The 26152-nt window shown below is 58.6% G+C and carries 17 protein-coding genes; 6 read left to right on the forward strand and 11 right to left on the reverse strand.

Annotated features, from left to right (window positions below; all coding sequences use genetic code 11):
• Positions 1–149 precede the first annotated feature (149 nt).
• The 10 genes from TBK1r_RS32520 to groL (TBK1r_RS32565) form a co-directional block, all read right to left on the reverse strand.
• A complete protein-coding gene (locus tag TBK1r_RS32520) occupies positions 150–1343 on the reverse strand; it encodes a TIGR03032 family protein (RefSeq protein ID WP_419580617.1) in 1194 nt (397 codons plus the stop codon).
• 159 nt (positions 1344–1502) lie between these two features.
• Complete coding sequence (locus tag TBK1r_RS32525) at positions 1503–3392, reverse strand: CRTAC1 family protein (protein WP_145219671.1); 1890 nt, start codon at positions 3390–3392, stop codon at positions 1503–1505.
• A complete protein-coding gene (locus TBK1r_RS32530) occupies positions 3370–6270 on the reverse strand; it encodes a multiheme c-type cytochrome (RefSeq protein ID WP_145219673.1) in 2901 nt (966 codons plus the stop codon). The genes TBK1r_RS32525 and TBK1r_RS32530 overlap by 23 nt, the downstream gene beginning before the upstream one ends.
• Positions 6271–7196: 926 nt before the next feature.
• Positions 7197–7760 carry an isochorismatase family protein gene (locus tag TBK1r_RS32535; RefSeq protein ID WP_145219675.1) on the reverse strand — a complete coding sequence of 188 codons (564 nt, stop codon included), beginning with the start codon at positions 7758–7760 and terminating at the stop codon, positions 7197–7199.
• Positions 7761–7794: 34 nt separating this feature from the next.
• The gene (locus TBK1r_RS32540; protein WP_145219677.1) at positions 7795–8094 is read right to left on the reverse strand and encodes an FmdB family zinc ribbon protein; all 300 of its coding nucleotides are present in this window, start codon (positions 8092–8094) and stop codon (positions 7795–7797) included.
• Positions 8095–8139: 45 nt separating this feature from the next.
• Positions 8140–8724 (reverse strand): nucleotide exchange factor GrpE, encoded by a 585-nt coding sequence (grpE, locus tag TBK1r_RS32545; RefSeq protein WP_145219679.1) that lies wholly within the window; start codon positions 8722–8724, stop codon positions 8140–8142.
• Between the two features lie 40 nt (positions 8725–8764).
• Positions 8765–9889, reverse strand: coding sequence for a molecular chaperone DnaJ (gene dnaJ / locus TBK1r_RS32550; protein ID WP_145223236.1), 1125 nt, complete (start codon positions 9887–9889; stop codon positions 8765–8767).
• A gap of 129 nt (positions 9890–10018) precedes the next feature.
• Positions 10019–11638 carry a chaperonin GroEL gene (gene groL, locus TBK1r_RS32555; protein ID WP_145219681.1) on the reverse strand — a complete coding sequence of 540 codons (1620 nt, stop codon included), beginning with the start codon at positions 11636–11638 and terminating at the stop codon, positions 10019–10021.
• Between the two features lie 129 nt (positions 11639–11767).
• The gene (gene groES / locus TBK1r_RS32560) at positions 11768–12064 is read right to left on the reverse strand and encodes a co-chaperone GroES (RefSeq protein ID WP_145219683.1); all 297 of its coding nucleotides are present in this window, start codon (positions 12062–12064) and stop codon (positions 11768–11770) included.
• A 180-nt stretch (positions 12065–12244) separates the two neighbouring features.
• Positions 12245–13960 carry a chaperonin GroEL gene (gene groL / locus TBK1r_RS32565; protein ID WP_145219685.1) on the reverse strand — a complete coding sequence of 572 codons (1716 nt, stop codon included), beginning with the start codon at positions 13958–13960 and terminating at the stop codon, positions 12245–12247.
• Between the two features lie 703 nt (positions 13961–14663).
• Here groL (TBK1r_RS32565) and TBK1r_RS32570 point away from each other — a divergent pair.
• Together TBK1r_RS32570 and polX are read left to right on the forward strand one after the other, a co-directional pair.
• Positions 14664–16607: a hypothetical protein gene (locus TBK1r_RS32570; RefSeq protein WP_145219687.1), complete on the forward strand. Its 1944-nt coding sequence runs from the start codon at positions 14664–14666 to the stop codon at positions 16605–16607.
• 51 nt (positions 16608–16658) lie between these two features.
• Positions 16659–18377, forward strand: coding sequence for a DNA polymerase/3'-5' exonuclease PolX (polX, locus tag TBK1r_RS32575; protein ID WP_145219690.1), 1719 nt, complete (start codon positions 16659–16661; stop codon positions 18375–18377).
• 368 nt (positions 18378–18745) lie between these two features.
• Here the strand turns inward: polX and TBK1r_RS32580 are convergent, their stop codons facing one another.
• Positions 18746–19693, reverse strand: coding sequence for an enolase C-terminal domain-like protein (locus tag TBK1r_RS32580; RefSeq protein WP_419580618.1), 948 nt, complete (start codon positions 19691–19693; stop codon positions 18746–18748).
• Between the two features lie 429 nt (positions 19694–20122).
• Between TBK1r_RS32580 and TBK1r_RS32585 the strand changes: the two genes are divergently transcribed.
• The 4 genes from TBK1r_RS32585 (at position 20123) to TBK1r_RS32600 (ending at position 25966) form a co-directional block, all read left to right on the forward strand.
• Positions 20123–20512 carry a BlaI/MecI/CopY family transcriptional regulator gene (locus TBK1r_RS32585; protein WP_419580619.1) on the forward strand — a complete coding sequence of 130 codons (390 nt, stop codon included), beginning with the start codon at positions 20123–20125 and terminating at the stop codon, positions 20510–20512.
• A 369-nt stretch (positions 20513–20881) separates the two neighbouring features.
• Positions 20882–21991 (forward strand): M56 family metallopeptidase, encoded by a 1110-nt coding sequence (locus tag TBK1r_RS32590; RefSeq protein ID WP_419581610.1) that lies wholly within the window; start codon positions 20882–20884, stop codon positions 21989–21991.
• 255 nt (positions 21992–22246) lie between these two features.
• On the forward strand, positions 22247–23452 hold the full coding sequence (locus tag TBK1r_RS32595; protein WP_419580620.1) for an FMN-binding protein: 1206 nt from the start codon (positions 22247–22249) through the stop codon (positions 23450–23452).
• A 441-nt stretch (positions 23453–23893) separates the two neighbouring features.
• Positions 23894–25966, forward strand: coding sequence for a 4Fe-4S binding protein (locus tag TBK1r_RS32600; RefSeq protein ID WP_419580621.1), 2073 nt, complete (start codon positions 23894–23896; stop codon positions 25964–25966).
• Positions 25967–26152: the final 186 nt, after the last annotated feature.

The following is a 26152-nucleotide window of genomic DNA, read 5'->3' on the forward strand; positions in this document are numbered from 1 at the left end:
GGCGCTGACGCTGAGCCGAAAACGGCCCCAGAGAAGGCGACGTTGGTAGCGGCCGATGCGGCCTCCAAGGCGACTTGATCTGACTTCACCGAAGGACAAGGGTGGCAGTATAAACCAACCAAACGTTCCAAGCCGCAAAATCAGACAATTCAGTAGGGCCGTTTTCTTTGAACGCAATCGCCACCGGCACCGCCCAGGATCGCATCGACCTGCTCGCCACGCGGGACCACCCAGACGGGCAACTGCTGATCCTCTCGCGGATAGGGTCCGCACACGACCGTTCGCTTGCTGCCATGCATCACCTGAACATCAAACAGCTCCTCCACGCCACTTTCAAACTCCAGAAACGCAAGACTCTGCCCTGACATCCAATCGATCACAACAATGCCACAACGCATCGCATCGCGATCCTGACAAATCGGCACGCCTCCGAAAACCGATGTCTCCCTCGCCCGACTCATCCCCACAAAGGCGTACCGGCCATGGAACGCCAACCCGCGCCCGTAGCCCGGATAGGACGCCACCTCCTCGGCTTGGCCACTGTGTGGATCGATCGTGACCAGTCTTCCGCGACCACTGTCAAGCATGAACACCTTTCCGCCATGCAACCGCGGAGAATGGGGCATGCAGAAACCGCCCGCGACCACCTGCCCACTGGACACGTCGATCAGCACCCCGCCGTCGGACTTGTTTTCACGCCAGCCACGCGCCACATCACTCGTCCCCAACGCGCTGACATACTTGGGCCGCCCCTCTTCCATCGCCAATCCGTTGAGATGACAACGATCCTGTGGCGCCAGCTCAGTGATGAACGGGGGTTGCCAGCGTGGAACGAAATTAAAATCCTCGTGCAACGTCGAGAGACACGAAAACAGAGTGTTCACGATCCACAATTGGCCATCGGCTCCCCACTGCATTTCATGCACATGGATGTTGCCCGTTACAAACGATTCTCGGGCAAGGTAGGCGCGGTCATAGGTCCCCGCCGGATCGACTTGGCTCGCCAACGATCCTCCATCGCGAAGAAACCAAATCACGTTCGGCCCCCCGACCGCAATCGATGACGTCTTCACCCCGTTCGCATCCGACGCCTGCCTCGGCGGTGCAATCCCCATCGCCTGTTGAAAATTCGAAAACCCCAAATGAAGCTGGCCGTCACAGGCTCCGACGCTGACGACTTTGCCTGCCGCATAGGTCGAAATGAGTAACGAACAACCGAGGTGCTCGAGCAACGGAACGAATTTCGAACTGTGCCGGTAGTTGATCTCGCGCATCGCCACCGGTCGCTCGCCGCCGGCGACGGCTGGGTCGATCGAATGCCCCGGTTCCTGTTGGTTTTCCATCGACTTGATTGGGGTTAAACGCGAACGTGTGCCGACCCGGCGAAGCCTCCGGTCCCGCAGGGGAGTGATTTCCTACCGCTGGAAAACCTCACGAGTTCCACCGCGGCGGGAAACGCAGAATACGCGTCCCTCGCCCAGGTCACAACCATCGACCGCAGCCTACGGGATCACCTCTGACACCGGCCGCTCGATCACGTGGCTTCGATCGACCGCCAACGGCTGCAGTTCCTGGCGCAGTCCGTCGGCCCACTGGACGACGATGCGATCGACTCGATCGGCCATGCCTAGGCCGAACGTGAGCGGCAACTCGACTTGCGACAGATAGCTTCGTGTCGGCATCACTTGTTGACGGATGATCTGATCGCCCACCGTCAATTCGACCCACGAACCGATCGCGTCGCGATTGCAATACCGTCCGTCGCCTTTCAATCGCAAACGCAACCAATGATGGCCGAGCTGTTGATCGTTTCGCAACAAACGCGGACCGCGCCCGGTCGCGGTGATCAACAGATCCAAGTCGCCGTCTTGATCAAAGTCGGCATAGGCGGCACCACGACCAGGCATCGGCCGCAACAAATCTTCGCCAACCTGAGCCTCGTTCATCGCCAAAAACTCCGTCCCGTGCTCCGGGCCGGCGTTCCAGAACAATTGGGGCGGCTGTTCGTAATGCTGGCTCGGCTGCACACGGTTGATGTCCTCTTCCAAGTGCCCGTTGGCACAGAACAGGTCCGATCGACCGTCCAGATCACAATCCAGATACACCAAACCGAACGTCAACAACAAACGCGTGCTCGGGCCCAACCCGGTCGAGACGGCTTCGTCGTAAAACTGCATCCGTCCCAACTTGGTCACGTACAGCGCCGTCATCTCGTTGGAAAAGTTGCCGATGGCCACGGCGAGTGCCTTGCGTCCGCGAAACGAAGCGACATCGATTCCCATCGCGCCGCGGGCGTTACCACTGGAATCAAACGCGATTCCGGTCAGCGCTCCGACTTCGCTGAAATGACCTTCGCCGTCGTTGCTGAGCAACAGGTTCTGCACGGTATCGTTGGCGACGATCACGTCCAAGGTTCCGTTGGTGTCAAAGTCACAAAACGCCAACCCCAGCGACTTGGACAACGGCACTCCGGTCGACTGATTCTGAATCTGAACCCCGGCCTGCTCGGACACATCGGTGAACGTGCCGTCACCGTCATTGCGATACAGATAGGGATACGTGCCTTCAAAGTTTTGCGGACGCCCGTACGCCCGTCCGCCACCGACGAGTTGAAAATTCTGGGACTGATCGTACTCCCGGCTCCAACCAACGTAGTTACAGACGAACAGATCCAGATCGCCATCGTTGTCGTAATCGAACCACCCGGCACTGGTGCTCCACCGTTCCGCCTCGCCGCCCACACCGGCCGTTTCGGTGACGTCTTCGAATCGGCCGTCGCCGAGGTTTCGAAACAGATGGTTTTGACCGATGCCGGTGATCAACACATCGACATGATCATCGTTGTCATAATCGCCGACCGCGACACCCATCGCATAGTCGGACAAATTCAAACCGGACGCTTCGCTGACATCGACGAACCGGTCGCCGTTGTTGCGATACAACACCGAGGTTTGGGTGCGACCGCTGGGCGGATCCCAGGGCCAGTCCTTGCTATTGACGAACAAGATGTCTTGATCGCCGTCGTTGTCGTAATCAAAGATCGCCATGCCGCCGCCCATCGTCTCGGGCAACAACTTGTCACCGACGGCTCCGTTGTTGTGCACAAAATCAATTCCTGCCTCCGCCGTGATGTCAGTGAACTTCAACGTCGGCACTTGCACGTCGGGCAACTCACGAATGCTGACTTTGGCCAATTCGGATTCGCGTACCGGTGGTGCGGCCTCGGGACGTGACAAGTAAAACGCAAGAGTCCCCCCGACCACGAGCAGCGCCACCAAAGCCAACAAGGACCTTCGCAGCGCTCGGCCGATCTCGGCATCGTCGCGGAGCACCTCCTCTTCCTCACGCTCCACTTCTTTCGGTTCGACCTCAGGCGCCTGTTGATTGGACATCGGTCGCCTCCTTTTCTTCTTGACGGGTAATCGCTTTCGTTTCATCGGATTCGGGTTGGTTGAGACTGCGATCGAGTGGGTAGATCACGACCGCTTCGGCAGCGTGATTCGCCGCGGGATACTTTTCACGGGCCAACCGAATGGCACGGCCCGTCGCGTTGTCATCCGGTTTGTACCGCAGATGCAACTTGCGATGCAGGGTTGCGTTCTCCGTGTCACCGAACGTCTCGTGCAACAACTGTAGGTTGTGGTGCGCGGTGACGTTTTCGGGGTCGATTTGCAGGGTTTTCTTGTAGCGTTGCACGGCCTCATCGAAATAACGCCGACTCTCGTCTTCGCGACCCTGACGCTCACGCACCACCCCCAAGTCGAACAGCGTCCGACCGAGCGCGTTGATGACTTCAATGTCCAAGCTGAAATCAAATCCGCGACGTCGCATGTCCTCGGTGTTGTCCTCTAACACGCTCCGCAGATTCTGTTCGGCTTCGACGAGTCGGCCCTGCTGCGAATTGACCACACCGGACAACCACGCCCACGTCCAACGCGGGAATCCCTCGGTGTCACGATAACGGTCGGCCCGGTTGAGGGCTTCGACGGCTTCATCCAAACGCCCTTCCAGATTCAGCACGCGGGCCAGGTTCATTGGACCGTCATAACGGTCCAGCTTTTCCACTTCGGTGAACGCCTCTTCGGCCTGACGCAGTTCCGCTTTGCCTTTTAACAACAAACCGATCCCATAGTCGTTCCAACGTTGCCAGACAGGAATCTCTCGCGGTGCATTTTCCACGTCCTGATCAACGCCTTCGACGGGGAAGACAATCGAGTCCACCGCCATCGTGGTGATCGGCAACTCGTTGGTGTAATCCTGACCCGGTTGGTGCCCCCGAATGATCCGTCCAAACTGCTCATTCTTCTTCGCCACAAAATCCATGTACCGCTGATCAAACTTGCGGTACTGCAGTTTCAACTCGACGCGGATCGGCGCGGTGACATCTTTCGGAATCGTCAGCCCATAGTGCACCGTCTGGCCCGCGCCCGGCGGGATCTGGTGGTTGTACAAGGGCGTAAAAATGTTCTGCGGATTTCGCCGATCGATTCGGTTGCCGTCCTTGTCCAACATGAACACGTTGACAAAGTGCGACCAGGGATCCACTTCGTTGTGATTCTGTGGGTTGATCGCTCCGCTACGTCCGATCACTCGATCGCCGCTGGTCACCGTCACGTCCAACCAGATCTCGTTGGAATCGACCGTGCCCTGCGAGAAGAGATGCCCGAGCTTTAACGTTCGGATCACCGTTTCCAGCAAATAGGTTTCGCCCGGTTTCAACGCCGGAACCTCGGGACGCAGCGGGGCGATTAGCTTTCCATCGATTTGGCCTCCTTCGCGGATCCCGAAAATGTCGACCCGCATCACGTCCTGCAAATACTCCTGGTGCGCGGTGATGATCTCGTCGCGGTCACGCAACCAAGCGATCCCGGTGTTGGCCGACGGGAACAGGTGATCATGGACACTCAGCTCCGTCGCGTCATCAAACAGCTTCGCGCCAAAGTCATCCGAGGCGACCAGCGGCATGTGACATTTGCTGCAGTTGTCCACGGCCTTGGGCGGGTAATAGAAGCTTCGAGCCCCGTGTCCGGAGACGCCACTAAACAAATAGGGATCGTAGTGGTTTTGGCCACGCAAAAATTCCTTGTAGTGATTGAGCGCTTCGGGCAAGTGCACCTTGTGGCACGTCGAACAAAACTCAGCCGTCTTGTGGAATGGTTTTAGAAACGTCTTCTTGTGAAACGAGGGTTTGGCTTTGACCAGCTGTTTGTTGATCCACTGCAATGCCGCATTGTCGCTATTGGCAAAGGGGTAATGCAGCGGTTCTTCGATCGTGTAGTCCGCATTGCCACGCACGCTGTTGACGTTCGTGATCGCGTGACAGGCCGTGCAGGTGATCCCGGCACTGGCGGTCTTGTGTTCCAACATGTCGAAATTCGGGTCGTCAAACGCGCCCGAGAAAAACGGCACCGGGTCGTGACAGCCGGCGCACCATCGGGACGCCTGGACCGATCCGTCTCGCGCCAGCGAAACCTCCCGCGTCTCACTCACACTGGCGAAATACGGTGCGTTATTGAAGGAACTGAAACGGTGAACGCTGTCGCTCCAGTCCTTGTGAATGTCGGCATGGCACTTCAAACAATACTGATCGTTCATCAACGCGTCGGCGGGGATGAAGTTGCCGCTGGCCGTCCGAGCCAACGAAGGTTCAAAGTACTGTGTTCCCGATTCGGGACCGACGGCATTCCACTGTCGCGGGTCTTGCATTTGCAACACCACCATCGCCGCGATCGCGACACCGGCGACGCCGGCAAACGTCATTCCGATCCGCCATTTGATCCGTGGTCCGGCCAGCCGATGCAACCAGTACAGCCAAACGACTGCCAACGGGCATGCCACGTGCAACCAATACACGGTGCTGCGGGCGACGGGTTGCTTGAGATCAAACCCGCCGATCCGCACCAGCAATAGCCCGGTTGCAAGAATCAACAAGCTGACGGCAAACAAGGCATAGCCGATCCGCACGGCCCGTCGATTGCGGCGATCCTTGGTGTTCCAAAGGTGGACGAACCCAAAAATCACCAGCGGCAAGATCAAGATCAGCCCCAGCACCAGATGGGCCAGGAACATGTATTGGTAATAGAAATCCTGGTAAGTTTCTTCGCGCAACCACTCCAAAAACGTGACGATGGCTAGATAGCCGGAGTTGGCGAAGAGCAGGGCAACAAGAACAAAAATAAAGTACAGCAACTTCCGAAGACGTGGCCCAACGGCGCGCACGTACTTCTTACGCGGCACCGCGGTGGCGGCGCCCGAAGCAACGGATGACATCGAAGATTTCCTAGCGAAATGAATGGACTATTATGGGGCGTCGATCCCCGTCGCACGGGAATCATCGCTACCTGACCGAAACCCATCGCAGGGTTCGGTCGAACGTCACACCATCAATCGTCGCGTTTCCGCGCGTGCAGTCTGCGCGGAAGAACGTGCGTGACCGGCGAGAAGCCTCTCCCACAATCAGCACGATCGACCGACGGCACCACGAGCTGCCGACGGTCCAACGTTACGACGACGAACAAGCTAGGCTTGGGGAGGTCGCTCGATCGGGTGCGCGTGACCGCTAGGAAGAATCAAAGAATCGTCGCGACCAAACCGCACCGGAAACAACTCCGGCTGGGGGCAATGGTCCGACAGGCAGACGGCGTCGTGATGGTCACGCTGAACCTGAGGCGCCGGCGGTAACGGGGACGAACTCGGCCCAGAAGGTGACTGCCGACACAACGGACCGTCACACGGTTGCGGAGCAGGAGAGGGTTCGTCGATCGAGTCGCTACTCTGCTGTGACATCGCGTGCTGTGACATCGCGTGCTGTGACATTGAGACGTCATCGGGATGCGCCAACCAATCACCGCAACTTGCATCGGCCCGCCGCGACGTCAAAGCGCCCGCCGTGAAGATGACAAGAGTGAGAAGGAGAAGGTGACGCAACATCAGGCCCGGCTCGGTGTAGACGAATCAACGCGATAGGCTATCGCGTGGTCTTCCCGATGTCAACGAAATCTTCGCCGGAACAGCAATCCACGAGGGTACCTGGGCGCCGGCATGCCCCCGAACGGCGACCCCAAGCTTTGATGTGGCACGCCGCTGGCGTGCGGGCCGCAGGAGCGGTTGCCGCTCGCGAGTCGTTCCCACAACGCGGTACGGCGAGTGATTCGTCAGTGATACGATCGACGTCCCGAACGCATTACAGCGACCACTTACAACCCTTTCACGATCCGGCTGATCGCTTTGAATTGGGGATGATCGGCGGTGCCGAGCCACTGGAACAAGACCGATTCTAAACTGGTGATCGTCACCCCCATCGAGCGCATCTGCTCGATCGCCAGCTCATGTTCCCAGCCTCCCCGCGCCGCGACCGCCTCGGCGACCACGACCGGATGCAACCCTTCTTCGACCAAATCCAGCACCGTCTGCAAGACGCAGACATGGGTTTCAATGCCGCAGATCAGAATCTGGTCGCGCCCGGCGGCAATCCACGCATCGAGTTCGCGGCGGCAAACCGCGGACGAGAAATCGAGCTTCTCTTCGGCGCCGGGAAACCGGTGATCCAACGGTTCCACCAGACCGCCGAGCCCTTTCGGATATTGCACGGTTGCCGCCGACGGAATCCCCAACACCTCGGCCGCTTCCAGCAATGACTCGGTAAACTGCACCGCGTCCTCACCGGAGGGAACCACCGGAACCAGCTTTTCTTGAAAGTCGATCACCAACACGGCCGAACGATCGGCAAACAAGCGGCGCGAAGACAACTGGTGCGGCATGCTGAACCTTGGGGTGAGAGATTCGCGATCGAGCTCAGTCGCCCGAACTCGATTTGCCGCTCGACTTGGATTTTGAATCACTGGACTTGGATTCCGACTTCGTCTCCGACGTCGACTTCTTGTCCGCTTTGGCAGCCTTCTTGTAGCCCTCGCTGCGATAATCGGTTTGGTAAAAACCGCTGCCCTTGAACACGATCGCGGCACCGCTGCCGAACAACCGCTTCAGTTTCAATTTACCGCACTCCGGGCATTTCTTCTTGACCGGGTCGTTGATGCCTTGGAACAACTCCATTTCATGTCCGCAGGCACCGCATTCGTAGTCATAGGTCGGCATCGATGTGATTCCAATGATAGATGAATTGCAAAACCAAACTGTCCGTTAGGCAGGTCCCGTGCTGACAACGACTTGGCTGGGTCGGATCACACGATCATGCAGCTTGAATCCACTGACGGCCACGTGTGCCACCTTGCCGCTTTCGACGTCGCTGGGGATTTGCGAAATCGCTTCGTGTACATTCGGATCAAAGACTTCGCCTTCGGCCGGAATCTCAACGACGCCGTGTTTGCCGAGCACGTCGTCCATCTGTTTGATGACCATGGCAACGCCTTCCAACAAGCCGCTGCCTTGCTCACCCGACTGCGCCGCGTCGATCGCACGGTTCAAGTTATCGCGGACCTGCAACAGGTCGACGATCAAATCGGTGGAGGCGAATTTGACTTGATCTTCGAAGTCCCGTCGCATCCGCTTGCGAAAATTTTCGGCTTCGGCCTGTGCCTGCAAGACACGCTTGTCGGCTTCGGCGGCGGCCGATCGCAACCGCTCCATTTCCTCGTCACGCGTCGGAGGCACATCGGCAACCGACTCATCGAGAAATGCTTCATCGGTCGTTTGCTGCTCGGCTGCCGAGACGTCTTCCTCGGACGGGCTTTCGTTTTCCAGCTCTGTCTTTCCGTCACTATTCATGATTCGCTATCGCAGATTAAATGAACGTTAGAAAAATGTCCTAAAACAGGTCCGCTACCTTTTCAAGAAATGTCTTCCGATGCGGCAACACCGATTCGGAATCCAGATCGGCCAATTTCCGCAACAGCTCTTCCTGCTCTGTGGACAGATGCTTGGGGACCTCGATGAAGACTTGCACCAGCAGATCGCCGACGCGTCCTCCGCGGGGGTCGACCACGCCTTTGCCACGAACGGTGAACACCTCGCCGTTCTGTGTGCCCGGCTCGATCCGTAATTTTTCTGGCCCATCGAGCGTCGGAATTTCGATCTCGGCGCCCAACGCGGCTTGGCTGTAGGAGATCGGCAATTGCAGGATCAGACTGCTGCCGTCGCGTTTAAACAACTCGTGTTCTTTGACGGTGATGAAGCAGTAGCAATCTCCGGGCGGACCGCCGTCGGGACTCGCTTCGCCTTCACCTTGCACACGCACCCGCATCCCGTCGTCGACACCGGCGGGAATCTCGACGGTCAGTTCGGCTTTTTCGGACTGCAATCCGCTGCCACGGCAATCGCTGCAGGGTTGGCTGATTTGTTGTCCGGCACCGCCGCAATGGGGACAGGCCGTTTGGACCCGCAGAATCCCCGCCGACTGCACCACTTGCCCGCGTCCGCCGCACGTCGCACAGGTTTCCGGTTGACTGCCGGGGGCGGCACCGCTGCCCGCACAGGTCTTGCAACCGACGTTGCGACGAAACGAGAGATCTTTGCTGACGCCCTTGGCGGCTTCATCCAAGGTCAACGTGACGTTACAGCGAATGTCGGCACCGCGCCGTGTTCGTCGCCGTCGACCACCGCCGCCGCCACGCCCGCCGAACAAATCGCCGAACATGCCACCGCCACCGAACATCTCTCCGAACGCTTCGAAGATGTCTTCGACGTCGTTGAACTGGCTGTGAGCCCCATCCACGCCGGCATGCCCAAAACGGTCATAGCGAGCGCGTTTGTCGGCATCACTCAGGACTTCATAAGCCTCCGACGCCTCCTTGAATCGCTCGACGGCGTCTTCGGCTTTACTGCTGTCGGGATGGTACTTGATCGCCAGCTTTCGGTAGGCGCGATCAATCTCGACTTTGCCAGCACCCCGGTCGACACCAAGGATTTCGTAATAACATTGCTTTTCGCTCATCATCACTCACGGCACACGCCGTTGGGGTGGCGACGCCGCCACGTCGCATGAGGATCGGACAAAAAAGCGGGCCGCTTGCCGATGGTTAGGCAGCGACCCGCTGTGGTAAATGCAAGTCTCCAGGATCGGCTACGCGATCACGCCTTCGACAGGCAGACGGTCTTTGTCTTCCTGTTCAAAGTTCGTCACCAAAGCTTCGGTCGTCAGCAACAAACCTGCGATGCTGCCGGCGTTGGTCAACGCGGTGCGAACCACTTTGACCGGGTCGATGACGCCGGCTTTGTACATGTCGACGTACTGACCGGTGTGGGCGTTGTATCCGATGTTGGTGTCCTTCTGGCTCACCTCGTCGACCACCACGCTTCCGTCGATCCCGCCGTTGTCGGCGATCTGCTTCATCGGGGCGCTGAGTGCATGGAGCACGATTTCGACGCCGATCTTCTCGTCGCCCTTGGCTTTCGACTTGGCCGCCTGGACGGCTTCGGCACAACGCACCAAAGCAACGCCACCGCCGGGCAAGATGCCTTCTTCGACAGCCGCACGGGTCGCGTGCAAGGCGTCTTCCAAACGCGCCTTGGTTTGCTTCATCTCGGCTTCGGTTTCGGCACCGACGCTGACAACCGCAACACCACCGGCCAGTTTGGCCAATCGCTCTTGGTACTTTTCCTTGTCATAGTCGCTGTCGGTTTGCTCGATTTGAGCCCGAATCTGAGCCACACGCTGATCGATGTCGCTGCGTTTTCCGCCGCCTTCGATGATCGTGGTGCTGCCCTTGTCGACCGTCACGTTCTTGGCACGACCGAGTTGTTCCAGCGTGACGTTTTCCAGCTGGATGCCGAGGTCTTCGCTGATCAACGTTCCGCCGGTCAGCGTCGCGATGTCGCCCAACATCGCCTTGCGACGATCGCCGAACCCAGGCGCCTTGACGGCACAGACGTTCAACGTGCCACGCAGCTTGTTGACCACCAACAACGTCAACGCTTCGGCGTCGACGTCTTCGGAAATGATCAACAACGGCTGGCCCGTTTGAGCCGTTTTCTCCAGCAACGGAACCAGGTCGCGGATGTTGCTGATCTTCTTTTCATACAGCAGCACCAAAGCGTTTTCCAGGTTCGCTTCCATCGTGCCGGGATCGGTGATGAAGTACGGGGAAATGTATCCCTTGTCGAACTGCATCCCGTCGACGTAGTTGACTTCGGTCGTTCGCGACTTGCCTTCTTCGACCGTGATCACACCGTCTTTTCCGACGCGTTCGAGTGCGTCGGCCAACAGACTGCCGATTTCATTGTCGTTGTTGGCACTGATGGCGCCGACGTTGGCGACTTCGGCCTTGTCCTGGACCGGACGGCCGATTTCGTGCAGCTGATCGCAAGCCGCTTGGACCGCTTTATCGATGCCGCGACGGATCGCGGCGGGATTGCTTCCCGCGACGATGTTGCGAAGGCCTTCTTTGAAGATCGCACGGGCCAGAACGGTCGCGGTGGTCGTGCCGTCACCGGCCAAGTCACTCGTCTTTTGAGCGACTTCGATGACCAGCTTCGCACCCATGTTCTCGAAACGGTCTTCGAGTTCGATTTCTTTTGCAACCGTGACACCGTCTTTGGTCACGGTCGGTCCGCCGAACGACTTGTCGATGATGACGTTGCGGCCGGTCGGGCCCATCGTCACCGCGACGGCGTCGGCCAGTTTGTCAATGCCGGCCAGCATGCGTGCGCGTGCGTGGTCTTCGAATAGGAGTTGTTTAGCCACGAGAGGATTCCTCTATCAATGTAAACGAGTGCTGAATGAACGCATCCAAAAACACCTGGACTCGGCCCGCCGGACGTCCTGCCGCCGCGTCGAAGCGGGGCAGGGCAGGGCGGGCAGTCGCCGGTGTCACTACAGGACCTTTGCCAGGATGTCGCTCTCGCGAAGGATCTTCATCTCTTGTCCATCGACCTCGATGTCGCTTCCGCCGTACTTTCCGTAGATCACCGTGTCGCCGACGTCGACGCTGAGCGTGCCACGACTGCCGCTTTCGAGCAGCTTGCCGGGGCCGACGGCGACGATCGTGCCGCGTTGCGGTTTCTCTTTCGCCGAATCGGGAAGAACGATGCCGCCGGCGGTGGTCGTTTCAGCTTCGACGGGTTGAACAACGACTCGGTCATCGAGCGGACGCAGTTTTGGTTTTGCCATGATTAGGTTGTGATTTCGAAAGGTGTGTGAGTTTGAATTGTTTCGCTTGCGATCGCGACGCCATCGACGGATGCCGCGGTGCGGATCCCCTGAAGCAGCGTCGCACCAGTGGGGCAGAGCAGGGGAGGGCAGGGCAGTGTGCCGATCGCGACAACACCGCCCGCTTGACCTGCAACCGGGTTACATCATGCCCGGCATGCCACCCATACCGCCCATGCCTGGCATTCCGCCGCCCATGCCACCCATGCCCGGCATTCCGCCGCCCATGCCGTGATCATGGTGATGGTCGCCACCGCCTTCTTCTTCTTCGACGGGGATTTCGGTGACCAACGACTCGGTCGTCAGCAACAGCGCCGCAACGCTGGCCGCGTTGGCCAGTGACGTCCGAACCACCTTGGCCGGATCGACGATCCCGGCTTCCAACAGGTCGCAATACTTTTCCGCGTTGGCGTCGTAGCCTTCGGTCTTGCCCTTGAGTTGCAAGACGCGATTGACCACGACGGCTCCATCGAGTCCGGCGTTGTTGGCGATCGCACGCAGCGGTTGGTCGAGCACGTTTCGGATGATCCGAACGCCCAACGCTTCGTCGCCCTCGATCGATTTTTCGAGCTTCTCAACCGCAGCCCGGCAACGCAGCAGGGTCGTTCCGCCACCGGGAACGATGCCTTCTTCCAAAGCGGCTTGGGTTGCCGCACGGGCGTCGTCGATCAGCGCCTTGCGCTCTTTCATTTCCGTCTCGGTTGCGGCACCGACGTTGATCTGGGCCACACCGCCGGCCAGCTTGGCCAGACGCTCTTGCAGTTTCTCGCGATCGTAGTCGCTGTCGGTCTGCTCGATCTCACGTCGAATCTGCTCGACGCGTCCATCGATGTCCGACTTTTTGCCGGCGCCACCGACCATGGTCGTCGCATCGCTGGTGATGCGGATCTTCTTGGCACGTCCCAGATCAGACAGCTTGACGCTTTCCAGGTCGATTCCGAGATCCTTGAAGATCGCTTTGCCACCGGTCAAGGCTGCGATGTCGCCCAAGATGGCTTTGCGACGGTCGCCGTAACCCGGTGCCTTGACGGCAGCGGCGGAGATGATGCCGCGCATCTTGTTGACGACCAACGTCGCCAACGCTTCGCCTTCGACGTCTTCGGCGATCACCAGCAAGGGTTTCTTTTCTTTGCTGATCGCTTCCAACAGCGGAATCAGTTTCTTGTTGTTGCTGATTTTTTCTTCAAACAACAGCACGTAGCAGTCGTCCAACTCGACCGACACTTCGTCTTGGTTGGTGACAAAGTGCGGCGACAGGAACCCGCGATCGAACTGCATGCCTTCGACGATGTCGACGTAGGTTTCGTTCGAGCGGCCTTCTTCGACGGTGATCACACCGTTCTTGCCGACTTTGGTGAAGGCATTGGCAAGGACGTCACCGATGGTCGGGTCATTATTCCCGGCGATGGTGGCGATTTGCTTGATTTCACTCTTGCTCTTTTCATTGACGGGCTTGGCGAGCTTTTTGATTTGCGCCGCGGCAGCCTCCACACCCTTGCTGATCCCACGCGAGAGCGCCATCGGATCGGCGCCGGTGGCGACCATCTTCAGCCCTTCGCGAAAGATCGCTTCGGCCAACACGGTCGCAGTCGTGGTCCCGTCCCCGGCGACATCGTTGGTCTTGCTGGCAGCCTCTTTGACCAACTGTGCCCCCAGGTTTTCAAAGGGGTCATCCAACTCGATATCTTCGGCGACGGTCACACCGTCTTTGGTCACTTTGGGCGATCCCCAGCCTTTGTCGAGCACCGCGTTACGGCCGCGTGGACCGAGCGTGCTCTTGACGGCTCGCGCCAGTTTACTGACGCCGGCCAACAGTGGCCCGCGGGCGTCGTCGTCGAAAACGATTTGCTTTGCCACGACGTTGTTTCTCCTGTGGTTTACAACGCACCTCGGACCGGACGCAGTGCGGCTCAACCGAGCCGGCACGTCTGCCGAGGTGATCAATAAGGGGGAAATGGATTGGACCGGCGACCGTGTGCGCCGGAGGTGTTTCGTGCAGGCGGATCCGTTCCGTCGCCCAGACCCAACCGTGGTCCGGCTGGACTGCTCTCGCGTCCCGTTTGGCAGGCGACGCAAATCAAAATCGGCGACGGAATGACAGTTCCGCTGAATGCCCGCCACGGATGGCAACCGGCGTGCCAAGCCGGCTTCTGCCCTGCAAAAAATGCCCGTCTCCTCCGTTCTCTCCCATCGCAACTGCGAAGAAACGCCGTTGGGGAGCAAAAAATGGGGTGGGCCACGAAATTCGCAGCGGGTCGGAGAGATTAACGCTCGTGCCACGTTGGCAGAAGGCCCCAATCCGAAAAGCCGCTCAGAATGTCGCTCCGACAGAGCCCCCACGGTCGCAACTGTCGCACCTCGCGCCCGAGATCCCCCAATCCCGTTACGACCGTCAAACGCCCGCCCAAAACGCTTTCCAACTGGCCAACTGGGGTCATCAAATCATTGACCAAACGCAATCTGCAGCGTCCACTTCTCCGGGAACGCTGTGGACTTTCCGCAACCGGGATCCCCCCAAACGATTGACTCGCCCCCAAAACGCCGTTCACGGAATCGTCGCATGTCGACAGGCCGACTGCCCCTTCGCACCCTGACCACCACCCTCGTCGTCTCGCTCGCGTCGCTCTGCGGAGCCGACGCCTGTCAGGCCGGCTGCTTGGATTGGCTGTTCGGCCGCTCGGCGACCTACACCGCCAACTACCCCTACGCCTACCCGGTCGCGGGAACCCAGGTCGTCGGAACCCCGGTGACCACGGCCCCGATCACGTCCGGCCCGATCACGTCCGGCCCGTTCAGCTCCGGCGTCGTCCAGGCCCAACGCCCGGCCTACGGTGCCCCCCTGACCGCCGTGTCCGGGATGACCACCGTCCAATCGTTCGACAACCCGTCGGTCTACACGGGCATGCCTGTTAATTCGACGCCCCAGTACTCGGCCCAGCGACTGCCGATCACCAGCTACGCCCCGACGACCGTCATCACGCCGCAAACCACTAACGCGTACCGCTTGCCGATCGTGTCCGGCCAGACTTACACGCAACCCTACACGACGGCCAACCGCGTCCCGATCAGCAGCACGCTGCGGGGCACCGCGGGGCTCAACCCGATCACCCCGGCGCCGGTCTACACGCCGCCGGTCTATACGTCCAATTATCCCAGCAGCGTCGCGCCGGTCACCTACAACGCCCCCGCCACCACGTACGCGCCCGCAGCCTACGCGCCGCTCGTGCCGGTGGGACCGCAGCCGCCACGCCGCTTCGGTTCGGGACTGGCACGGTTCTTCAACTCGCTGCTCGGACGCAACACCAACTACGTGACGTCGTACTACCAGGCTCCGATCACCTACTACCGACCTGCATCGATCGTCGATCCGACCACCGGAACCACCGTCACGGTCCAGCAACCGTGCAGCTCGTACGTCCAACAACTGCAACGCGTGCCCTATAACTCGTCGTTCCCGCTTCAACCCGGAACCACGACGCTGCCAACCGACCCAGGCGTCTGCTCCACCCCGATGCTCGGCAGCACCTCCCCAACTTCCTCGTTTCCCCTCGCCGGAACCCCTGGCAGCTTCGCGCCGCCTAGCGGTATCGGTCAAGTCGGCGGACAATTTGCCCCCGGCGATCCGGGCATCACGACGATTCCCTCGACCATGCCCGATTCCGGCTACCCCAACGCGGCACCGCTGACCGGCGGCTCGTCCGGAACGGGAGACGATGAACCGGTTCCCCAGCCTCGACTGGAATCGGGCCGCCCTGAGCTGAACGGCTCTGCCAATTCGGCGGCTTCGGACGAGGGATACCTAGACAACGGCTACCTGGACAACTCCTACGACAATTCCTACCGAGACGATCCGTATCCCTACGGTGACTCCGCTCCCGATCCCGGCCAAACCGAAAACGACGGCGCGGACGACCCGAATCGCCCCGCAATCCAATTGGATCCGCCGGTGACGCGTCACATGCGAACCCCGGATCCGAGCGGCCGGTTCCGCCAAAGCGAACAATTCACAACGCGGACGCCGCCCTCGATGGCCAAACCGCTCTCGCCCCCGGAATCGGATTCCAGCGGGTCTCAACTGAGCACCCTGCGACCGATCGGCGTTCCCTCCGGGCCGCCAACGATGACGGGCCCGATGGATCCCACGAACCGATCGACCGACGCGGTTCCAAATCGCGAACCGGCTCCGACACGGCGCGTGGTCCAGCCGCCTAGCACGCAACCCTTCCAAGCCCCACCGCTGCCGGCCCCGTCGGCTCGTGGGGCGGACCCCTCGGCCCTGTTTCGCAACACCGAATCGTCAGCCTCTTCACGCAACACGACGCGACCGCGAGTCAGTGTCCCGGTCCGCGAAGCAACCACGCGTCACCAAAACGTCCGGCAGGTCGCTGCCTGGGAAGAGACTGCTTGGGAAGAGACAACTCCGGCGCTGAAAGCGACTCCAACGCCGCCGCAGCGTCCGGCTCCCGTGCAACGTGACAGCGGCGGTTGGCTTCCGGTACGCTAACGGCTACCGTTCAATCCACCCCATCTCTCTTCAGTGGAACGTCACGCAACGATGGACAATTCCACCATCGCGAATGTCTTCGATGAACTCGCGGAACTGCTCGAATTCAAAGGCGAAAACCCGTTTCGCATCCGAGCCTATTCACAAGGTGCCAAAGCCATCCGCGATCTTGACGAATCGGTGGCCGACATCGTCGCCGATCCGAATCGAAAGTTAAGCGACCTGGCCGGCATCGGAAAAACGCTCGCCGAAAAAACGGAAACGTTGCTGCAATCCGGCTCGCTGCCGCAACTGGAAAAGCTCCGGGAAGAAGTCCCCGAGGTCCTGATCCAAATGGCGCGAGTGCCAGGCCTGGGCGCAAAGAAAGCGGCCAAGCTGCAGAAGGAACTCGACATCGATTCGCTTGCGGACCTTCGCGCCGCGTGCGAATCCGGCTCGGTCGCCAAGATCAAGGGTTTCGGTGAAAAGACGGCTCAAGCAATTTTGGACGGTTTGGCGATCGCCGAACAAGCCGCCGAGCGAATCCGCTGGGCCGAAGGCGACGCGTTGGCCAGATCAATCGGCCGACACATGGAATCCTGCCCGGCCATCGAAACCATGCAGTGGGCCGGATCCTATCGACGCGGACGCGAAACCATCGGCGACCTGGACTTGCTGGTCGTCGCCTCGGACCGAAACGCCGCGATGGATCACCTGGAAGCCTACGGCGACCGATCACAAACGATCGCCCGCGGCGACACCAAGATCTCGATCCGCGTCGGCAAAGCGTTTCAGGTCGACATGCGATGCGTCGATGCCAACCAGTTCGGCGCGGCACTGCAGTACTTCACCGGATCCCAAGCCCACAACGTGCACACGCGGCGGATCGCCAAAGACAAGGGACTGAAAATCAACGAGTACGGTGTGTTTCGCGTTGACGACGAAACACAAATCGCCGGGGCAACCGAAGAAGACGTCTACGCCGCGATCGGACTGCCGTGGATCGCCCCGGAACTGCGCGAGGACCGCAACGAATTCAAACTGGCCGCCGCCGGAGAGCTTCCCGAGCTGATCACGGAAGACGACATCCGCGGCGACTTGCACATGCACACCACCGCAACCGACGGCCAAAACACGATCCGCGAAATGGCCGACGCCGCGATCGCGCGGGGGCTGAAGTACATCGCGATCACCGACCACAGCAAACGTGTGACGATGGCGATGGGCCTGGACGCCGATCGCTTGCGCGACCAGTGGGCGATGATCGATGAAATCCGCCCGGAGTACGAAGGGAAACTGGTGATCCTGAAAGGCATCGAATGCGACATCCTGGAATCCGGCGGCATGGATTTACCCGACGATGTGCTGGCCGAAGCCGATTGGGTGCTGGCCAGCGTCCACTATGGTCAACGTCAACCGCGTGAGAAAATCACCGAGCGGATTCTCGGCGCGATCGAAAACGAACACGTCGACTGCATCGCCCACCCGACCGGCCGTCTGATCAACCGACGCCCGCCCTACGACGTCGACATGGATGCGGTGATGAAAGCCGCCGCCGCTAACGGCACCCTGATGGAACTCAACGCCAACCCCGCCCGTTTGGACCTCAACGACGTGCACTTGGCGGCCGCAAAAAAGCTGGGCATTCCGATCGTCATCAGCACCGACGCCCACACCCTCGACGGCCTGGATGTGATGCAATACGGCATCAAACAAGCCCGCCGCGGAGGCCTCACCAAAGCCGACGTCGCCAACACCAAGACCTTCAAGCAGTTTGCAAAACTGCTGTAGTTTTCCGCGGTCGGCCCAAGCTGTCTTTTGATTCCGCCGACAGAAGACTTGCCAGATCAACCCAGAGCACGCTCCCGTCAACATGGGGAGATAGAACGCTTACGTTTCAGCGGCCTTCCAACGTTGAAAACAAAATCTCCTCGGCCGACAACCAGGAATTCATCATGGCAAAAAATGTTACGGCGAGGACTACGCCACAACGTCAGGCCTTCTCATGACATTGCATTCTGATTTTCCGAGTTGTTGAGAGAATCCAACTGACCTGCTTCCTCAACAAGACCGTCTGTTCGCACGTTCTGCATTCGCCCCAAAGCTTACAGTTCATCACTCCACAAATACTTGTCAACCTTCAGGGACATGACAATCACTCACCTTGGAACAGACTCACTGGGGCCGATGCCGGCTCCGTTGGTTCGGCTGATTCCAAATCCCGGCACGTTGGGAACACAGAGCTTGCCGCTGCGAATGGCAAATTTGGAGTAGTCCAGGTTTCTGCCCACACCTGGAATGCCTTCCACGATCAGGACGTTGCCAACACCGGCAGCGAGGTGCGCACAATAAAGCGGCTTCGGCGTGCAGCCCCAGAGGTGTGGCGCTGCTGCGACTCCCGCCTCCCTAAGGATCGGCATTACTTTTCTCCAGCGAGTGAATCCCAGGGCTCCAATATCGAAAACACATACGTCGATCAGCTTTTCTTCGGCGAGTTCAAAAAAGCGGTCGATAAACTTTTTTTCGTACTCGCCCCATTTCCAAAGTTTCGGTGCACTTCCGGTTCGAGCCTCGCCGTCAGCAATCAATGCCTTGCAACCGACTTTGTGCATATGATCTTTCAGTCGCGCGAGTCCGTCCCGATTTTCGACGAACGGTTCTTCGATCCAGAACAGATCGCAGTCCGCGACACCGGTTACATATTTCAGGAACCTGTCGACTGAGTACCCGTCGTTTGCATCGACAAGGACCTTGCAGTCGGGAAATCTTTCTCGAACGGCTCGCGTGACATCAATATCGCGCCGGTCACCTTCATCCCGCTTCATCCACCGGGCGCGGCCGATCTTCAATTTGAACGCTCGATACCCCGAGTCGTAGTCCATTTGACAGGCATCAAGAACAGCCGATATTCCGCGCGGTTTGACTTTCGGCACCAAGTCTTCCATGTAAATCGCGCCGCTGTACGTATCGATCTCAGTGGGACCGTGACCGCCCATCAACTCATAGACCGGCTTGCCGAGAATTTCGCCGGCAAGATCATGCAGCACATAATCGAGCGTGTGCGCTTCTTCTGTGACGCCGACGGACGGATCGAACAGGTCACCCAATTTCGCGCCCACAAACGGCTTGATGACATCTTCCTTCGGCCAGCACATGCCGATCCCACGTGCCCCCTGGTCAGTGGTCGCGATTCGAAAAGGCCTCGAATAGCCCGATCCGCGTGGTCCTTTCTTGGCGTTGGGTCCAAGCGCTCGCACGTACCGGTCGCGCGAATGAAACGTTTCAAAACTTACAATGCGATGGTCCGCCAAATCCTTGGACCAACTCGGTGCCGCGTCGCAACGCCCCGCAAAGGAAAAGCCGCGGCCTGCACCAATCACCCCAAGGCCACCTGACAGAAAATCGCGACGACGCATTCAAATCTCCATGTTCAATCGGGGAGGAGGAGGATGATCGCTGAGAGCGAACCTGTTGACAGCGAAAACTACAGGTGTAGTATACAACCATTTGAACTTCAGTGCCAGCCAGAGGCGGAAATGGTTGAACCACTTGGCGAGCTACAGTCGGCGGTCATGCAAATCCTGTGGGAGCACGGCCAGAGCACCGTTGCGGAGGTTCACGAACACTTGTCCCAAGACCGTGAGATCGCGTACACGACGGTGGCGACCGTTCTTCGGCGAATGGAGGCTCGTGAGATCGTCTCGCATGAATTGCATGGACGAACCTTCGTCTACTCGGCCTTGCTGGATGAGCGGACGGCAGGCAATTCGCTTGTTGGTACGTTGCTGGACAACATGTTTCGTGGCAAGGCAAGTCGACTGGTCAGCCATTTGTTGGATCGAGAGGAACTCGATCCTGTGGAGCTGCAGGAGATCAAACGTTTGATCAACGAACACGAAAAACGCAAGCGTTCCAAGGATCGCTAACTTAGGATCGCTAACTTATCGTTGGAGAAACCCTCCGTGCTGGAAATCAACGTCGCCGAATCGGTCTTCGCTTTCCTAGCGACCTATGCCTTGCACTCGACAGTTTGGCTGTCGCTGGCATGGCTTGGAATTCGGCTTTATCGGAGCCTCTGCTGCGAGCATCAGTTGGCGTTACTGCGGATGGCGATGGCCGGTGGAATCCTTTCCAGCCTCGGGCAATCCTCAGGCGTCGCACCAAGTCTCGGCTTTCAATGGTCTGTATCGCGTGCCGTTTCGGCAGTTCCGCTGGGTTCGGCTGATGAAGTGCAATTCCGCTCCGCTGCCGAGCTGGGGATTTCGGCGAGTGCGATGACGGAGCGCACGCACGCCATGTGGAATGTCTTGGTCGTTGCCGCGGTTACGATTTGGGCAATGATAATCGCCATCCACCTCCAACGCATCGCGCGAGACTGGTGGGCGATTGAACGATTGCGCCGAAAGGGACGCCCGGTCACTTCTGGCACTCTGTCGCGACTGCATGCGGAAGTCGCAAGCAACTTGGGATTGCAACGATCAGTGCAATTGCTGTTGGTCAAGGGGCGGCAATCGCCGATCGTTTCGGGCTATTTCCGCCCTTTCATACTCGTTGGTGAAGCTGCATTGGCGGGCTTGGATGAGGGGCAGATTCGAGCGCTTCTGGCGCACGAACAATCGCATGTTCGGCGCCTCGATCCCTGCTGGAATCTGCTCTTGGAGGTCGCCAGGGGAGTATTCAGTTTTCAACCGCTTAATCACTGGGCGGCCCGCGAAATTCGAGTCCAAGCTGAGTTTGCCGCAGACCGGTCAGCCAGGAGCGTCCAAGATGCCCTCGATCTTGCACGCTGTTTGCAAAACTTCGCGCAGCAACGTGGAAAATCTGAATGGATGTTGGCGATTGGTATGGCCGGTCCGCGATCGAATTTCGCACACCGAGTGGTTCGGCTGCTTGACGCAGATGGCGCGAGCGCGCCCGATCGGCGAATTGGTTGGGCGATTCGGATCGCTGGTGCATGCTTTGCACTCGGACTCGTCCTAACAGGGCCAGGGCTCCATGCCGACAGTACCTCCACAGCTCAGCAGTCAGCGAAGGTCGCAACAAAGGTTTCGAAGCATACCAACGATGGTTTCCCCGCCGACGCAGTAGGATTTGTTGGCGTCGTTGAGGGCGTGCTGCTTGAGAAGATTGACCGCGACAATTTATTGTTCGAGGTTCGCAGCGTTGAGGAGCTGGCGCGTGACAAGAATATGGCGATCATCCCATCGTCGATCGTCGGACAGCAGATCCGCGTTCGACTGATTCCGTCCCAGCGAGTTCGCCGCTTCAGACGTCATGTCGGCGACACGCCCAACGGCGGCTCAATGCGAATGACCATTCAGCACACCGACCAGAGCAAGTTTGATTTGCACTTCGTGACGTCGCCCAAGCGGTACAAATCGCGACTCCCCGAAAACTTGAAATGATCATCGCGGATTGAACTCCAGTCCAGTACCGATCCCTTTCACTTAACTTTTCACCGCAGTAGTCAAGAACCGCCGATGAAGACCCAGCTTGTCGAGGCCCAGAACAATCGCTCACGACAAACGGACCCGCGGATTGCGAGGTGTTTCCCTGTGGAAGCAGCAAAGTATTTTCACGCTTCCGCGATAGGCTCAATAGTGTTCTTGGCCTTTGCGCTATGCGTTGGAACTGCGTTCTGCCAGGATTCCATCGAGTTGATGGACGGTACCAAACTGACCGGCCAGATCATCCAGATTCGCAAGGCCGACAAAGAAGTTGATTTCAATGCATCCGTCAATGGCCAGCCGACGGAAAGCACCTACAGATACGAACAGATCCATGCCGCAACTTATCGCGGCAAGCGGTTTGTGATCACGGCGAAGGATTCGTCGGGAAGTTCGCCGGAAAAAAAATCGACGACGGACGGTCGAAACACCCGCACCAAGGCCGAGGTCAACGAGTTGATACAAACGGTCGGAAAAACGCCGCCCGCCTGGTACGAATCGACACCTCTTTCCCATCCCAAAACATTGGATTTGGACTGGCCGCTCAAGGCGAGTGGAAGATGGAACGAGTCAAAGAATGTCGGCCAATACATTTGGGGACGCGTCAATCCAAATCCTTCGCGTTGGCGATCCGGACTCAAACTCGTGCATGAATGCACGAAACTCCATCAAGGTAATCGGACGTTGCTGGAGCGGGACATGGAAATGCTTGGCAAGCTCTATTTCACGCTGCTTCAGGACTACGAGCGGGCCGCATATTGGCTGGAAAGAAGTCAGGCTGGCCTGAACACCGAAGCCGGAATCTATCTGGCAAGTTGTTACTGGCGACTCGGAAACCGTGACATGGCACTCAGCTTGATGCGAGGCAAATCGTTGCACATTGATGCCATCAAGCTGCTCGGAGATATGGGCGAGCTCGATGGCGCCTTGATTGTGGCGCGCGTCTACGAAAAGACGAGCCTCGCAAACGAGGCGTGGCTGAACACCGGAGATGCGCTGCGGGGAGCCGGACGGTTCGATGATGCAATCAGGTCCTATCAAAAGGTGATCACGCGGAACAAGGCACGCAATGAAGAGTACCGAAAGCGATATGTCGGTCGCGCTCGCGATGCCATTACCGCGATCAACCTGTTCGATAAAGCCGATGTCTCCAAGGTGGCTGACGGAACGTACATCGATTCCAGCACAGGTTACAACGGCGTGATCCAAGTCCGAGTCGTGGTGAACGATTCCAAGATCGAGGACGTCAAGGTTGTGAAGCATCGTGAGAAACAATTTTATGCGGCGCTGACCGACACCCCCCAGCAGATCATTGATTCTCAAGGTGTTCAAGAGATCGATGGGACCAGCGGAGCAACGATCACGTCGCAGGCGATTATCAGCGCGGCTGCGAAAGCCTTGGCACAGGGAGCTCGATAGATGGCGTTTCGACGAAAAAGAACTCTCGCGCGGCGCTTGCGGGGCTAATTGATGCGACCGATCCAACAACGCGGGCTGGCACTGGCAAGTCTACTTTTCTCACTGGCGTTGGCTGCTTTGACTAATCAGCCCATCGACCAAAAGGTATTCGGTCAGTTGCCGGGATCTGCTTGGGTCGTCGCAGGTTTCTTTGCCGCGGTCGCTGCACTTCTCTTATTCACCAGTTTTGATCGTCGATCACAGAAGGCATGGTTGCGGTTGGATTGGTTTATGCCCGCACTGCGACGAAGAAAAACTGGTGAAGCGGTCTCGCACTCGCTATTTGGACGGATTGTCCGGAAGTTGATTCCGGCCGGCTTTCAATCCAATTACTCGACGAAGAAGCGCGGACCCATCAGACGTTTATTGCGACGCTTTGGGCTGTCTTGGCTCGCGTCGCCAGTGCGACGCATCGTTCAAGCAATCTGTTTGTTTACGTTCCTCGCTCTGTTCTTCTACACCTGTTGGCCCTATGACGCGCGGCCCGCTTCGCAAGGGAGCACATCGGATCGCTGGGTGCTCGTCAACATGGATGAGCCTTCCGGCGAGTTCCGGTTTGAACGATCGTCCGACACCGCAACTCGATCCGTCGCATTCGAAATTGCGATTGGGCAAACGGTCTACTTAACGGACAAAATCAGTCTGGATTCTGGAGTCCAATTGGACCAAATTCCGATTGGGTCTTTCCAAGTCTCATCAAATCAATCCGGTCAGATTGCAGGAACATTTGTCAATGCGCTCGATCCAGTCCTGCAGGATTCCATTATTCATTCGGAATCCGGCGGCGGCAGCATCACGATCTTCCAGCGTGATCCAACAGCGCGGCCTTCACACTACGCGGACAACCTGGCCCGCAAGGAACGGATCCCTGCCGAGACGTTTCTGATCATTGATCCGCTAGTCAGCCTTTCCACGGCGATCGCCTCACGCAGTTGGGTTTGGTCGCTCGCCTGTGCGGCAATCATCCTGTTCGTTTGCGTGCTGATTCCGCGAGGATTCTGCGGTTACCTTTGCCCCCTGGGAACAACGATCGATCTCTTTGACTGGGCGATTGGGCGTCGAACGAAACGGTTTCGAGTACCCGACGATGGTTGGTGGGTTCATATCAAATACTACTTACTCGCTGGCACGCTGGTCGCCGCGGGCTGTGGCGTGTTGGTTTCGGGTTTCATCTCTGCAGTCCCGGTGATCACGCGAGGCATGTTGTTTCTCTTCGCCCCGCTGCAAACGGGAACGCTGCGTGGCTGGCACCTGATCCCATCGTTCCATCTCGGGCACGTCTTATCGATCGCTCTTTTTCTATGCGTTCTCGGGCTTGGGTTCCTGCGGCCAAGATTCTGGTGCAAATATGTCTGTCCGAGTGGCGCCGTTTTTTCGCTCGGCAATCTCTTTCGCGTCACCGAACGCAAAGTGGAATCGTCGTGTATCAATTGCAACAAGTGTGTAGAGATTTGCCCGTTTGATGCAATCAAGCCTGACTTTACGACGCGGACAACCGATTGCACGATGTGCCAGTCGTGCGGTGGCGTTTGCCCGACGCACGCAATCAAGTTCGTTGAACGCTGGAACGTTGTCGAACTGAAAGTCGAAGACGAGCCTCCGACACAGGAAACTTCGTTAGGTCGACGGGGATTCTTGTCGCTGGCAGCTGGAAGTACCGCGGCTGCGGTCGGCGGTTTGACCGTGGCTGCGGCAACTAAGTCGTGGGGGGCGGACCTGTCGAACCCGAACGCCATTCGTCCGGTGCGTCCTCCCGGAAGCGTTCCGGAAAAGGAATTCCTGGAGATGTGCATTCGCTGCGGAGAGTGCTTCAAGGCCTGTCCCAACGACGTGTTGCAGCCTGAGGGATTCCAACAGGGGCTAGAGGGATTATGGTCACCCATCGTTGTGGCCGATTGGGCGGGCTGTGAGTCCAGTTGCAACGCGTGTGGTCAGGTCTGTCCGACCGGCGCCATCCGCGCACTGCCGATCGAAGAAAAACGCGTGGCTCGAATGGGGCTTGCGATCGTCAACGAAGCAACATGCCTACCCGCGGCGGGGCGTGAAGAATGCGACTTGTGTGTGCAGGAGTGCAACGCCGCCGGTTATCACGCAATCGAATACACACAAGTCGGGGTCGAATTGAACGAAGCGGGCCAGCCAATCGAAGGCACTGGACTCGCGGCACCGCTCGTAATGGCGGACAAATGTGTCGGATGCGGCCTCTGCCAAACAAGATGCCATGCCATCAACGTCAAGGAAAAGAAATTGATCGCGGAATCCGCCATCATTGTCGCGGCGGGCCAAGACCGCGAAGACCGATTGCTTACCGGATCTTACCTTGAGTTGCGACAGGAAGAGCAAGCCGCCGCCTCTGACAATGCTTCGACGAGCGATGGCGGATTTTTTATCCCCGAAACTCCACCGTCCCAACCTGAAACGACTCAGGAACCGGATGACGATCCCTTCGGCGTGAACGATGCCAGCCCGTTTTAGCATTCGCAACTTCCGTGAGTAAACAACGCGGCAAACTTGGAAACGACCATGACGCGGGAAGCAAACCTTGCATTTCAGACGGTGCAGACGCACTGCATGCCACCGCGAGCGGGCGGCCCAATCAATCCGAACCGCGCAAGCCCCTTCGCCGATCTTCCCGCCCCATCGTTTTGCCCCCATCGTTTT

This window comes from Stieleria magnilauensis (genome assembly GCA_007753675.1).
Taxonomy (GTDB): Bacteria; Planctomycetota; Planctomycetia; order Pirellulales; family Pirellulaceae; genus Stieleria; species Stieleria magnilauensis.

What these genes read in the sequence shown, in the direction of transcription:
- TBK1r_RS32520 (WP_419580617.1), bottom strand. Translation starts at nt 1,343, where the DNA reads ATGGAAAACCAACAGGAACCGGGGCATTCGATCGACCCAGCCGTCGCC.
- TBK1r_RS32525 (WP_145219671.1), bottom strand. Translation starts at nt 3,392, where the DNA reads ATGTCCAATCAACAGGCGCCTGAGGTCGAACCGAAAGAAGTGGAGCGT.
- TBK1r_RS32530 (WP_145219673.1), bottom strand. Translation starts at nt 6,270, where the DNA reads ATGTCATCCGTTGCTTCGGGCGCCGCCACCGCGGTGCCGCGTAAGAAG.
- TBK1r_RS32535 (WP_145219675.1), bottom strand. Translation starts at nt 7,760, where the DNA reads ATGCCGCACCAGTTGTCTTCGCGCCGCTTGTTTGCCGATCGTTCGGCC.
- TBK1r_RS32540 (WP_145219677.1), bottom strand. Translation starts at nt 8,094, where the DNA reads ATGCCGACCTATGACTACGAATGCGGTGCCTGCGGACATGAAATGGAG.
- grpE (WP_145219679.1), bottom strand. Translation starts at nt 8,724, where the DNA reads ATGAATAGTGACGGAAAGACAGAGCTGGAAAACGAAAGCCCGTCCGAG.
- dnaJ (WP_145223236.1), bottom strand. Translation starts at nt 9,889, where the DNA reads ATGAGCGAAAAGCAATGTTATTACGAAATCCTTGGTGTCGACCGGGGT.
- groES (WP_145219683.1), bottom strand. Translation starts at nt 12,064, where the DNA reads ATGGCAAAACCAAAACTGCGTCCGCTCGATGACCGAGTCGTTGTTCAA.
- TBK1r_RS32570 (WP_145219687.1), top strand. Translation starts at nt 14,664, where the DNA reads ATGTCGACAGGCCGACTGCCCCTTCGCACCCTGACCACCACCCTCGTC.
- polX (WP_145219690.1), top strand. Translation starts at nt 16,659, where the DNA reads ATGGACAATTCCACCATCGCGAATGTCTTCGATGAACTCGCGGAACTG.
- TBK1r_RS32585 (WP_419580619.1), top strand. Translation starts at nt 20,123, where the DNA reads ATGGTTGAACCACTTGGCGAGCTACAGTCGGCGGTCATGCAAATCCTG.
- TBK1r_RS32590 (WP_419581610.1), top strand. Translation starts at nt 20,882, where the DNA reads ATGTGGAATGTCTTGGTCGTTGCCGCGGTTACGATTTGGGCAATGATA.
- TBK1r_RS32595 (WP_419580620.1), top strand. Translation starts at nt 22,247, where the DNA reads ATGGACGGTACCAAACTGACCGGCCAGATCATCCAGATTCGCAAGGCC.